Source organism: Niabella hirudinis, from assembly GCF_051201075.1.
Classification (GTDB): Bacteria; Bacteroidota; Bacteroidia; order Chitinophagales; family Chitinophagaceae; genus Niabella; species Niabella hirudinis.
The window spans coordinates 24,121-37,668 of record NZ_JBPEHJ010000002.1; the positions used below are offsets into that span (position 1 = coordinate 24,121).

8 protein-coding genes are annotated in these 13,548 nt (G+C 48.4%); 1 reads left to right on the top strand and 7 read right to left on the bottom strand.

Annotated elements, in window-relative coordinates:
- Positions 1–7: 7 nt before the first annotated feature.
- From GGU45_RS03485 to GGU45_RS03515, 7 genes are all read right to left on the bottom strand, one after another.
- Positions 8–1,903: a glycoside hydrolase family 97 protein gene (locus GGU45_RS03485; protein ID WP_435222056.1), complete on the bottom strand. Its 1,896-nt coding sequence runs from the start codon at positions 1,901–1,903 to the stop codon at positions 8–10.
- 2 nt (positions 1,904–1,905) lie between these two features.
- The gene (locus tag GGU45_RS03490) at positions 1,906–3,333 is read right to left on the bottom strand and encodes a glycosyl hydrolase family 28 protein (protein ID WP_435222058.1); all 1,428 of its coding nucleotides are present in this window, start codon (positions 3,331–3,333) and stop codon (positions 1,906–1,908) included.
- A gap of 6 nt (positions 3,334–3,339) precedes the next feature.
- Positions 3,340–4,536 (bottom strand): glycoside hydrolase family 88 protein, encoded by a 1,197-nt coding sequence (locus GGU45_RS03495; RefSeq protein ID WP_435222060.1) that lies wholly within the window; start codon positions 4,534–4,536, stop codon positions 3,340–3,342.
- Between the two features lie 54 nt (positions 4,537–4,590).
- The gene (locus tag GGU45_RS03500; protein WP_435222062.1) at positions 4,591–6,117 is read right to left on the bottom strand and encodes a DUF4979 domain-containing protein; all 1,527 of its coding nucleotides are present in this window, start codon (positions 6,115–6,117) and stop codon (positions 4,591–4,593) included.
- A 28-nt stretch (positions 6,118–6,145) separates the two neighbouring features.
- Complete coding sequence (locus GGU45_RS03505) at positions 6,146–7,450, bottom strand: alginate lyase family protein (protein WP_435222064.1); 1,305 nt, start codon at positions 7,448–7,450, stop codon at positions 6,146–6,148.
- 21 nt (positions 7,451–7,471) lie between these two features.
- On the bottom strand, positions 7,472–9,244 hold the full coding sequence (locus GGU45_RS03510) for a RagB/SusD family nutrient uptake outer membrane protein (protein ID WP_435222066.1): 1,773 nt from the start codon (positions 9,242–9,244) through the stop codon (positions 7,472–7,474).
- 123 nt (positions 9,245–9,367) lie between these two features.
- A complete protein-coding gene (locus GGU45_RS03515) occupies positions 9,368–12,541 on the bottom strand; it encodes a SusC/RagA family TonB-linked outer membrane protein (RefSeq protein WP_435222068.1) in 3,174 nt (1,057 codons plus the stop codon).
- Positions 12,542–13,056: 515 nt separating this feature from the next.
- Here GGU45_RS03515 and tnpA point away from each other — a divergent pair.
- Positions 13,057–13,548, top strand: coding sequence for an IS200/IS605 family transposase (gene tnpA / locus GGU45_RS03520; RefSeq protein ID WP_435222070.1), 492 nt, complete (start codon positions 13,057–13,059; stop codon positions 13,546–13,548).

A 13,548-nucleotide genomic window follows, 5' to 3' on the forward strand; every position in this document is an offset into this window, starting at 1 on the left:
ATGACTATTATTGCTGCGTTAACCAGATGGCTTGTCCGCCTGAAGGCTTAAGACGGGCATCCAAAACGGTCTTTGAAGTTATTACAGTTTTCCGGATTCCCACTTTTGTTTTTGTAGGCGCGGTATCATCATCGCTATAAATGACCGCCTGGTATCTTTTATTTTTGGGCAAAAATGAAAAATTGATCCGTAGCTGCCGGGCTTCATTATTGGTAATGGCACCTATAAACCAGCTGCTGCCGCTTCTCCTGGCCGTTGTTATAAAGGCGCCGGGCCTGCCTTGTATTACGTAGGTTTCATCCCAGGTTGTGGGTATCGCCTTCCAGAATTCCAGCTCCGGCTCGTTGTTGCTCATCCCGGGTTTATCATACCAGAACAGGGTTTGGATAGGGCTATAATAGATGGCCGCCAGGGCCAGCTGGTGCGCATGCGTGGTCCGGATCCTTTTATCATAGTAACAGATGGTATAATCGGCTGCACCGGCCATGAATCTTGTAAAAGGCAAAATCGTGTTATGTGTGGCATCCGGCATTTCCTCGTTTCCCCGGATCCCTTCTGCGGTCATCAGGTTGGGCCAGGTCCTTTGTTCGCCCGTAGGCCGCCAGTCGTCATGCACATTCAGCATGACCTGGTTTTCGGCCGCCTTGCGAAACATGTCTTCGATCCAGGTGGTCCAGCGATGCGAGCCCACCTGTACAAATCCAAATTTTACGCCTCTAACACCCCAGTTGTGATATACCTTAAACAACGAATCGGATTGCGCCAGCAGGGCCTGCTGGTTCACATACAGCCAAACTCCAATGCCTTTTTCTTTTCCATATCTTATAATCGCCGGCAGATCAAAATCGGGGATGGCCACTTTTGTGGCATCAGAAGAAAAACTGAACGCCGGCCCGTACCATTTCCAGTCGAACAATATGTATTGCAAACCCTGTCTGGCGGCAAAATCAATATTCTCCAGTGCATCCTTCGTGGTTTGTGTCATTACCCGCATGATCTTGCCGGGTTTTATCCAATCCGGGTTGTTGATCTTCGACGGTTCATTCAGGTTTAAAAGCAACGCATTGTTTTGTATAAGCTGGCCTGCTTCCGCTGCTATCATAATGACCCGCCAGGGTGTGGCAAACGGAGAGATCAGGTCTGCCGGGGTATACATAGAGGTCACAATTGTATTGGGCTTACTGAGGCTTAGTTTAAATTTGGTACGGGCATAGTCCACCATTTGTGCTTCGGCCAGGCAGGCATACCAGCCATTGGGCAACTCTAATGTTAAAGGCCGCTCGCTTTCACCCGGCCAACCGGAGAGAGACATCAGTTTATACGGTGCCTGTGCCCAGGAGTGGTGCCAGGCCCTTGTGCCCGCAGGTAAGGCAAACTCCGTATTTTCGGCTATTACCCGGTAATAGGTTCCTTTTTCATTTTCAGGAAAAAAGAAACGGAAAGCCGCCCCTTCATTGTAAACCCGCACCTGCAGATCCATTTTATAGATTGGGTTATCCTCTTTTACCAGGTGCACCGTTAGGGCCCGGTAATGATCCCTGATCCTGCTTTGTTCTCCATACACCGGCGTCCAGCCGCTGTTAACGCGGACCGAATCAACCCCGGTGATCTGCAGTTTATCGAACCATCGTGTCCGCCGGTCTACCTTAAGCGCCATAGCCTGTTCGGACAGATGGTTATCTAACCGGAGCTCCATCAGCGACTCATCAATAATCTTAACGTTCTTGTAGCTTAAAGTATAGTATAAAGCGGAAGTTGTATCCGTAGCAGGTTTCTGGTAACATTGAAATACATAGTAACCATCCGGCGATGTTGCCGTATAAACCCTACCGGCCGCTTGTGCAGCCATTGCCTGTATCATGGCCATCACTATAAATACCAGGGATCTGAAAAAATGCATCATAACTATTTAAACTGAATGTTGGCGACATGCTCCCCCACAAAAAAACGGGCCATGTCGGATGTTTTATACCAGCCGGGCTTCCCCTTCATCGTATCGGTGATTTTAACGCCGTTTATCACCAGGTTCTCAAAGATAATATTCCGGATCTGCCTCGTACTATCGTAACCGGCAATCACCGACAATTCGGAACCGCTGCCGTTATAGGTAATATTTCTAAAGGTGATCCCTTCAATGTTACGCCCCGGGGCTGTGCAATACTTTTTATTATAAAATACCCGCAGGTTGACCAGTTGTCCCCTCCGGAAGTTCTCCACCCTTATATCCTGGAACAAAACATTTCTTACCAGGTTATTATCGCCGGTATTGATGCTCATACATCCCTGATAATCCACCTGCAATTCGTTATGATCCAGTATATCGATATCGCTGTATTTTAAATCCTCTATCACTTCGGGTGCCGGGCTGTTGCCGTGTGTGCCGATGAGGATGGGATGCGCCACATCGGCCCACAATATTGAATGCTGCATCCTGATATTTTTACAGCCGCCGGTGTAGTCCTTGCGGGTTGCATACACCGTGGTACAATCATCCGAATTGCGGCAAAATACCCCATCAAACAACACATTGTTGCTTGCAAACACGTTCAGCCCATCGCCCCAGCCATAATAGCTGATACTTTTTACGTTGCGGATGATAACACTGTCGGAGCCGCCCGTAGGACATTGTGTAAAGCATAGTCCTTCCACCAAAACATTTTTTGAAAAGGCGATCTTAACACCTTCTTTTATGGAAAAATCGACAATGCCGCGCCCCATGATCTTTACATCACGCGCGTGGCTTACCAATAACTGTCCCATAAGCACGGCGCCCCCGGCCACATACACGGTTTTACCGGAGGGGATTTTTAGCCTTCCTCCCGGAAGCTGGTGAATGCCGGGACCAAAATAAATCAGGTCCGGATCGTTTTTATCCACTTTAAAATCTTCAGGGGGGTTGGCAAACAGGTGCAGGTTATGAAAAAGATCGCCATTGATCTCAACCGACAGGTTACGGGGCTTGTCCAGTTTAAAATAAAGCGTATGGCCGCTTACGGCGTAAGGTATGTTAAAGGAAAGCGGCCGGATACGTGCAGTTTCGATCCGGCCCCTGTTATGGGTTACCGCCACCTCCACTGTTCCTGAAAAATCGAAACTGCACAGCGATGCGTTTTGTACATTATGGATGGTGCCGCGCATTTCGTCCACCTTTACATTATAAACATACAGATCCTGCCAGGCCCCACCCGGCTTTCTTACCTTTACGATAAAGTCCTTATTGCCCAGGGATTCAGACGCGTTGGGTGGCGCCGGATATACCACCAACTCCTGTGCCTGCAGTGTGTAGGTGCACACCCATAAAACTACCGCCAACAGTTTCTTTATTTGATTCATAACCGCCTATTTTGACTGATCCAATAAATGCTTTAACCGCAACAAAGCTTCAATGTAATAATAATCTGCATAAATGATTGATGCATCGATTTCTCCTCCATTGGGCTTATGGCCCGTACTGTGCAGCAAAAAGGCGCTGTTGGCCGGGCCGCTCTGATAAGTTACCGCAGATAACTCCTTTAGCATATCGATGGATTTTTCTCTATATACTTCGCCTTTTGCTTTATCAGACACCAGTGTGGAAAGCTCCAGCAGGGCGGAAGCCACTATGGCCGCAGCCGATGCATCGCGCGGCGCGCGGGGGATAGCGGGGTCATTAAAGTCCCAGTACGGAATCAAATCGGGCGGCAGCTTTTGCAGGTAAACATCTGTTACCTTTTGTGCAAAATCAAGAAAGCGCGGATCCTTTGTTTCCCGGTACACCATGGTATAACCATAAATAGCCCATGCCTGCCCGCGGGCCCACATACTGCTGTTGCTATATCCCTGGTGGGTTATCGCTTTTACTTTTTGACCGGTTGCCGTATCATATACTACTACATGACACGATGTATAATCCGGCCGGAACTGGTTCTTCATGGTTATAAGGGCATGGCTCACCGCAATATCATATAAATAGTTTGCCCCGCCATTTTTTGAAGCCCAGAATAACAGCTCCAGGTTGATCATATTGTCCATAATGGTATTGTGTCGCAACGGCCAGTCTACGCCCGGCACCACCCGAGGCCATGACAAAAGCGTGCCTACTTTCGGATTAAAAAGGGTTGCCAGTGAATCCGCGCCCCGCAGCAGTACCTGCTTATAGATATTGTCCCTTGTAAGCCGGTAAGCGTTGCCGGCACTGCAATACAGCTGAAACCCGATATCGTGATCAATGGCCGTTGAATCAACCAGCGGAAATAAAGCAGCAGAAAACCGTTCCGCGTCCGCCTTCCATTTTGCAGCCTTTGAGTAATCATAGGCATACCACAATATGCCCGGCCAAAATCCGCTGGTCCAATCCCGGTAGCCCACCCACCGCCAGCTTTGCCGACCGCTGTCGATACTGCGGGGCATCTGCGCACTGTCCGTTGCCTGGCTCAGGGTTTTTGAGGCCTGCTCCAAACAGTAACGGAGCTGCCGGTCCACATCGAAACCCGGTGCACTGGTTTTACAGGTATTAAAAAAAAGACAACCCAAACTCCACAGGAATATACGCTTCATTCATTCAATTTTATTACTTATTATCCGATACTGTTTTCACCGGGTGCATTCCCGTTACAGTCCCAGGAAGGCTGCCAGTTTTTCCTTACTCTCAAATGTCCGGATCCACTCTACTTTGTAACCCAATGCCGGGTCCGCCTGTGGGATATCGGCTATCTTAAACTGGAAGGTGGTAAAGCTGAGCTGTTCATTGGGTTTTGGAGCGCCGGCACCAACGCTTAATGCGGACATATCCCAATAGTATACGTTTTGCGTAGCATAGTCCGTAGCATATTTATTATAACCATTACCAAACGAACCCAGGTTGGTATCAAAAGTGATGCGTGCCCCGTCCGGTTTGCCCATCATTTTTATGGCGATAACCGGGAAGGTTCCGGTATGTACCACTACCGGCAGTACCCCTTTCTGCGCCAGGTCGGCTCTTTTATTTCCCGAGGTTTGGGGAAAGGTTACATTCAAAGCACCTCCGGAAACCGTCCAGGATGCGGACTGCTGGGGCGTCCAGCCGTCATTATCACCGGCGGTATTAAACTCCCATATATATTTGCCCACGGGGTTTACCTTATCTACTGCGGTACCATAAAACTCAATCTCCGCAATATTGCAGTTGCCTGATGGGGCATAATAATAAATATACCGGTAGGTTTCTGTTGTGGTGATGGCGGCTTCCGTATAAACACCGCTGGCCGGCGCTGTGGTGATCTTATAAAGGGTAACGGCATCGAAAAGTGTTGGATCATTGGCGCCTCTTATTTCTCCACCTGCCATTCTTGATCCAAACGTATTCCGCGGAGCAAAACGCACCGAAGACAGCAGGGCCGCTTTTCCTGCCCCCATATCATAACCCACATACCCACTTGCGGTGGCGGCATCTACATAAGTGCCCAGATCCCCGTCTACCGCAGCGGCAATGGTATTGGCGGGGTTATTGGACCAGGAGCCGGAATGCCCGATCAATGTGGCTGCCAGCTTTTCTATGCCTACCAGCAAGTAGGAACCGGCAAGACGCTGACCATCCACCACTAAGTATACCGTGCCTGAAGCGACATCCGGTACCGTAAATTTGATCCGGGTTGGTTCAACCGAATTCACCTGGGCTTCATTGGCACCGATAAATACCTGTACTTTAGAAATTGCTGCTCCGAAATTTTCCCCGGTAATCGTCAGCTCATCGCCTTTCATGGCTTTATCTGCACTCAGCCCAATAAACCTTGCCGAAGGCAGGAAGGTAAATGCAGTGGCAGATGTATCTTTTTTTCCAAAATATTCAACCGTAATAACCCCGGAAACCCCATTGGCAGGCGCTTTCACCACAATCTTATGATCCTCCACACTACGCACCGTATCGGCCGGCACCCCGCCAAAATATACTTTAATGGCTTTGGTAAGGGTACCAAAATCGGCCCCGTTAATCGTAATATCGCTGCCTGCATATCCCTGTTTGGGAAAGAAGTCTTCTACCTCCGGGGCAGGATAATAAAACTCCCTGAAATTGGGGCCCTTTTCACAGGAAGCAAAGCCGATCAGCATGGTGGCCAGCAGGCTCCACATTGCGGTCTGTATTGTATTATATCTTTTCATCTGTTTATATTTTATTGGATCATCCATTTTAATCGAGCGTGAACATCAGCGTGCCAAAGCCCAGCTGATCAAAGCCGCCGCTGTTGGGGCCATAGTCGCCACCACCACCTTCGGGCAGGGTTGATTGTACTCCCATTGCTGTATACTTTGCCGTTAGCTTCTTTACTTTGTTGTAGTGGAAGTAGGGTATCGACCACATGGGCCTGACGGTACCCCGGCCGCTGCTGCTGATAACAGAATGCACTTCTGTGGAAGCGCAGTTGGCGCCATAAATGCGGGTATAGGAATGATACGGAACATCCAGAGATGCAACATTGTACTTAGCCGTATACTCGCATGCTTTCAAAAGCCGGTTATCATCCAGGCTATAAAAATCATCGCCCTGGTTCCAGGCAAGCTGGGCTATAACCCCCATCAATGCGATACACAATGTGGCATGTCCCTGGTCCCGGCCGCTCTCCTGCAGCTGGGCCAGCCCGGCATCCGCGCCGTCAAAAACATAATTGATGGCCGTATACCAGTTGCCGTTTCCCTTACCTTTCTGCAGGTAGTTGATGCAATAGTTATACATCGACCGGTTGTCTGTCAATATTCCAATCGCCATCATGGAAGCAAGATTTGCCAGATCCCAGTTGGCATACCCATTGGTGGGGCAGCTGCCGAAATGACCGCTCAGGAAGCTATAGTTTACCGGGTAAAAAACATTCACCATCCAATCCTTAAATTTCTTAAAATCTGCTGCCACCCATCCATTAAAGTCTCTTAGCAACTCCGCCGCCAGCGCAAACTGGTAGCCATAGAAACCCGCGCCCAGCGCCACATTGGAGTCGCCGCTCAATTGCTGGCAGGTTGCCGCCCAGGCATTCAAAATAGCGATAGCGGCGGTTGCAAACGTATCATCGCCGCTGATCTTCCAACGCAGGGCCAGCTGGTAAGCTGCTGCCGCATCATTCATAGCCCTGGAGTAGTTATCGGCTTCCGGCTCCTCTCTTGATCCGCCACCACGGATCAGCTTTACGGTAGGATTGGCCGTATAGCCTGCCTGGGCATGAGAGTTGGCAATAAGCTTATTCCAGCCCGAGATCCAGGGCTCGGCATTGGCTGCTATTTTTGCTTTTACCCTTCCAAAATCTGCCATGGTATGAAGCCCTCCATGTTTGAGCGCAACGGAAGGTGCCAATGTATCAATACCTGCGGAATCTTTTGACATAAGACCGGCATCCCATGTTCCCAAATGACGCAGGCCTGTTTTACCACATCCCGCAATAGTCGCAAACAGGCCGCCGGCAACCAGGATCATCATTATGGATATATAAAATTTATACTGTTTCATCTGCATGTTTTTATGGGGTTATCAATAGCCGGGGTTTTGAAGTAATTTGTTATTCAGGAGGATTTGACTTACAGGCACCGGGTATAGATAATGCTTTAAAGCCACCGAGTGGTTCTGATAGCTGTCGACCACCACGCATTTTAATGTTCCGGCGGGGGTAGTCACTTCTTCTTCCCCATACACATAGGAGCCGGGCGTATAGATGGCCGTGGCTTTACCAGAGGCATCTTTAAAAGGCGTAGCATAAGCAGCATCGCCTACCACCCTTCCCAGGCGCGAGGGATTTAAGGAAGCTTCCAGTATGCCCCAGCGTTTCAGATCGTCAAATCGCTTTCCTTCCCTGTACAGCTCCACGGCCCTTTCTCTCCTTATTTCTGTAAGTAGATCCAGCCCGTTGGCTGTTGCAGGCCCATTGGTAAGCGGCGCCACGTTAGAGCGTGCCCTCAATTTATTAATGGAAGCATTCAACTGATCGTCTGTGATGCTGCCGTTCAGTTCATACAACGCTTCTGCATACATTAAATAAACCTCGGCCAGACGGATGATGGGCCAGTTGGCCGACTCTTCATTATCCTTCCTGCGGGAACCATAGCCATACACTGCATATTTACTATTGCTATAACCACTGTAACCCAGGCTGCCGTAAGTTAGCGTAACCGAAGTGGGCGCCGTTTTTGTACCATAGAGATAGTTCAGCATCCGCAGGTCCCGGTTTTGAAATTCGGAGCTAACGGTATGATAGCCCTGGAATAAGGGTGACTTCTCGGGCGGCAGGCCATCCCTGCAAACCACCATGTCCATAAATTTACGGCTGGGGTACAGCTGCCAGGCAGTCCATGTTATATTGAGGCGTGCCTGTTTGTAGGTATAGTCAAACACCTTATAAAGGATAAATTCCTTGTTGGTGGTTTTATCATAACCACCTGGGTTGCTGCCGGCATCTTCCAGGTTAAAGAGGTAGTAAGAACTGAGGCTGTCCATTTTGCTATCGCCATTTTTGTTCCACAATTCATAGCCGCCTTTGTCCATAACCTCTTTACACAGCGTCACTACATCTGCCAGGTATTTATTTATATTCGCCGCATCATAGCCAGCCGTGCCCGCGCCAGCACCCGCACCGTCTCCGTCTGTTTTTTGTCCCACGTATTTTTCCCAGGTGGCTTCATACAATTCCACTTGTGCTTTCAACGCCGCTGCGGCCCATTTGCTGGTGCGCCCTTTATCCGCACCCGCTATATTTTGCTCAATGGGCAGTTGGGCAATGGCCTGGTCCAGGTCTGCCAGAATCTGCGCCACCACCTGGTAGCGGCTGGATCGTGCGCCAAACAATTCCGGTGCGTTCACATCCAACACGGTGGTTACAATGGGTACACCCCCAAAGGTTTTTAGCAGGTTAAAATAGGCAAATGCCCTGAAAAAATAGGCTTCGCCAACATACTGACCAATATTATCGGCGCCGGTATAAGAAGCCGCTTTTCCCAGTAGTATATTGCAATTGCGGATGCCGGAATAATCCCAATTGGTACTGCCGGCAGCAATGGTTCCATGCCCGATATCATAGCCATTGCTGTTGCTGTTTGCCGACAGGTCGGAATTATTATCCATAGAACCAAAGCTCCAGCCTGGCAACTGGTTATAAAAGTTGGTAGCAAATGCTTTAAAATCGCTGGCTTTGGCAAAGTAAACCGCATCGGTAAACTGCGCTGTGGGCTCCAGGTCGATAAAGTTTTTCTGGCAGGCCGCAATACTTAATGAGAGGCCGCCTATGAACAGGTATTTATATATCTTTTTCATCTGTTTATTTTTATTGACTTTTGTTGGTCAGATGGAATTCGACATAAAAATTATCATCGTTTTGGTATCAATTACTCAATAATTTTTATGGCTCATTTTATGTTTCTAAATTTTCAGGTACTATCAGAATCCGACATTTATGCCAAAAGACCAGGTACGGGCAAAGGGATAGCCGCTGTTGATGGAGGCCTCACCCATTTCCGGATCAAAGCCATCCTTGACGGATGTGGCTTCCCACAAGTCATTACCGGAGAAATAAACCCGCAGTTTTTGCAATTTGATCCGCTGTGTTAAAGACGGTGGAAGGGTGTAACCCACTATCAGCGTTTTCAGGCGGATATACCGGTTGTTCTGCAACATAAAATCATTGTTGGCATAGTTCCAGGAGGCACGGGCCGGGCTTACGGTTAAGCGCGGGTAAAGCGCCGTTGTATTTTCCTCCGTCCAGGTGTTACCCAAAAAGGAAGGGTTCTGGTTGGTGTAAAGGGCCGCAAAGGGATAGGCCATATAGCCATTACGCATGATATGCTGCTTTAGCTGTCCCTGAAAAAAAGCATCCAGGTCAACCCCCTTCCAGGAGCCGCCCAGGTTCATGCCATAGGTATAGTGAGGGGTACCATCGCCTACATAGATCAGCGCGCTTTTTTTGTTTCCGATAGCGGTGATATTGCCGGTGCCGGCTACATCTGTTCTGATTACATCCCCGGGGCGCAGTGCAACGGCTTTATTGGTTTGCGGCAGGTTGGCCAGGTCGGTACTGCCGCCAAATTGTTTATAATAGGCATCCACTTCTGCCTGGTTTTTAAAATACCCGGCGGTGGCATACACAAACCAGGGTTTCCAGGGGTAACCATTTACGATCCCGTTTAACCCGGCGCCATAATTATCGGCGCCTTCCACACCACTGATCCTGGTTTGGGTATTACCCATGTTTACAGATACGTAGTAGGAGAACTCCTTTATATGATCTTTCCAGTTCAGTACTGCTTCCCAGCCTTTGGTATTGAAGCGGCCGCTATTGGTTTTGGGAGCTTTTCCGCCCAATACCGAGGGGTAGGTTACATCTACCAGCATCCCGATATTATCCTTGATAAAATAATCGAAGTTTGCAGTCAACCGGTTGCGCAGAAAGTTTAAATCCACTCCGATGTTCTTTGTCTTTACCCGCTCCCAGCTTCGGGTATAGCTGATGAGGCCATTATTATTTAAACTGGTAGATTGCTGCTGAGCGGCCGGCGATCCGAGGATCGTTGTTCCGATATTGACCGTAGACAGGTAGTCGAATGCACTAAGGCCAGATGCTTCATTACCCAAAACACCATAGCTTGCACGGATCTTACCAAAGTTCAATATCCCAGATGTGCCTTCCATAAATTTTTCTTTGGTAAATACCCAGCCCAGGAGCGCTGATCCGAAATTCTTGAATTTATACCCCGCGGCAAACCGGGAGTTTCCATCCCTTCTTCCGATGAGCTCCGCCAGGTATTTTTCGTCATAGTTATAATTCAGCCTTGAAATATAGGAGTAGCGGCCATTTAATGATTTGGACCCGGCATTGGTTTGCGTAGTTGTTGACGCCACACTGATATCGTACACGCCCATATCATCGAAGCCTACCCGGTTGCCGGAGATCCACTGCGAGGTGTTTTTTTCGGCATTGATGCCGGCAACTGCCGATACATTGTGCCGGCCTTTAAATATTTTGTTGTAGCGCAGCAGCGTTGAATAATACTGGTAATACCCCTGCCACGCATACGCATAATAGGTATTGCTGGTCCCGCCGGTATTTAAGCCAATGCCTGTTGGCACGCCATACCAGTTATACAACTGAACCGGGAGCACATATTTTTCTTCATTAAACCGTTCGTTCTGCAAGGAGGCCATTCCTTCCAGCGCCAGGTCTTTATAGATTTCATAAGTGGCTTTCAGATCAATTCTTCCGGTGAGGGAATTTTTATTGTCCCGGCCGCCGGCACTGGTCATGGCCGCCGCATTCCGGATGGCGCCTCCATCGATGCCGTTAAAAGTGGCAAACCACTGGCCCAACGGGTTTTTTGCCGGGTAAAAAGGCATATCAAATGCATACAACGTATTATCGAGCCCAACCGAAGGCGTACGGGTAGCCGCATTGATCAGGCTCACCCCGGTTTCCAGCTTTAATTTGTCAGACAACTTATAATCATGGTTAAAACGCAGGTTGTATTGTTTTTGTCCGTCATAAGCCGTTGCCAGGTTTCCCTGGTTGTCCGAATAGCCCAGGGACAGGCGGTACCCGCTCTTTTCCCCGCTGTTAGATACGCTTATATTATGCTGGTAAGAATACCGGCGGGCAAACATTTCGGCAATCCGGTCTGCATTATAAATATAGAAATCCGTTCCAAACAGGTCATATTTTCCCTCCACTCCCTGCTGCATGTTTTTGAGATTGGCCTCATTACTCCAAACCCACCAGTTGGGCACGGCCTCTTCTTTATTGGCCTCGAGCCACATGGTAGCATACTCCTGCATGGAGGGGGAATAGCCGGTGATTCCATTGGTGGTAAAGCGGAAATTACCGCTGTAGTCGACTCTTACTTTTCCCTTCCCTCTTTTGGTGGTTACCAGGATCACGCCATTTGAAGCGCGGGACCCGTATATGGCCGAAGCGCCATCCTTTAAAACCGATATACTTTCGATATCGTCCGGGTTCATGTTTTGGAAGGAATAGGCATTCAGGATGGGCACCCCATCCACCACAATCAGCGGATCGCTGCCGTTAACAGAGGTAGCGCCCCTGATCGTAAAGGCAATGCCTTCATTTCCGGGGCGGGGAGAAGATCTTGTAACCAGCAGCCCCGGTACCTGGCCCTGCAGCGCCAGTCCCACATTGGTAACTGCCCGGCTCTCAAAGGTCTTGCTGCTGATGGTTTCCACGGCTCCCGTCAGCGTAGCTTTCTTTTGCCTGCCATAGCCCACCACCACTACCTGGTCCAGTTCCTTATTAACCGGAGATAATAATAACCGGTTTAAGCTGGCATCCGCCCCTACCTCCAGTTCCTGGTAGCCAACGGCCGAAATAAGCAGCAGCCCGTTTTCGGGCACGACAACCGAAAACCGGCCTTCCGCGTTGGTAAGCGTGCCGGCCGTTGAGCCTTTGACCAATACAGAGGCACCGGCAACGGGTTTTTCCGAAGATGCATCCAAAACAAGGCCGGTTACTGTTTTGGTTTGCGCCACGCCCTTAAGCGGGCCAATAACAAGAAAGGCAAGGACCATAAACAGGCCGATCCTGCTGGGCAATCGTTTGATTCTTTTCATATTGAATAATTGATTAAATTATTTACCCTGCAATACTAATGCTGCGCAGGGGGGTAAATGGTGGGATGATTGTCAAAAAAAGGGGGGTAAATTAGCATTTTTCGCCTCCGTTCCGTGTGGGTAAGTGCCGGAACCAACTATCAAATCAACAACAAATAATTGATTATCATTATTTTAAATAATAAATTCTTCATAAACAGGGTAGATTGGGCGTTTTTAAAGAATTTTGGGTTCAACATGCGTAATAAGCGATTACAAGACGTAAATAGGGTCTGCTGTTTAAGTAAGAATGGTACCCTATTTTTTCCACTTTTGCCCGATCAATCCTATCGTGTGGACACATTTTTTGGGGTTGTACCGGGCGATCATTCTATAACTGTGCCCGCAGGGTGCTATATGCGTAGCCGATGCGGCCCCGGAGGGGTCGAATGTGATGAACACCGATTGGATTTTCGAAAATCAAACGTGAATCAGAGCGGACAGAACAATATTTTATAACCTATGAAATCATCATCATGAGCTACCGCCAAATTTTCTACCAGATTATTTTTGCTATTAAAAATCGCCGTAAAACAATTACAGAAGCGCACTGTGAAGAACTTTACAAGTACATCTGGGGGATTGTAAAGAATAAAAAATGTAACCTCTATCGCATCAACGGCATAGAAGATCATATACATATTTTTTCAGATCTTCATCCGTCAACATCACTTGCGGATTATATCAGGGATATAAAAGCATCCAGCAGTATATGGATGAAAAGCAGCAACCTGTTTCCTGAATTTCGTGGATGGCAGGAAAGCTATGGCGCCTTCACCTATTCAATAAAAGAAAGGGATATCATCATCAATTATGTCAAGAATCAAAAAGAGCATCATAAGAATGAAATGTTTTACGATGAATATAAGCGGTTGCTAATTGAGAATGGTATCCGTCTTTCAACATTGATACGCATTATTCAAAACGGGCTCGGCGGGCACCTGAAATTATCAGTTACCGTCCAATAG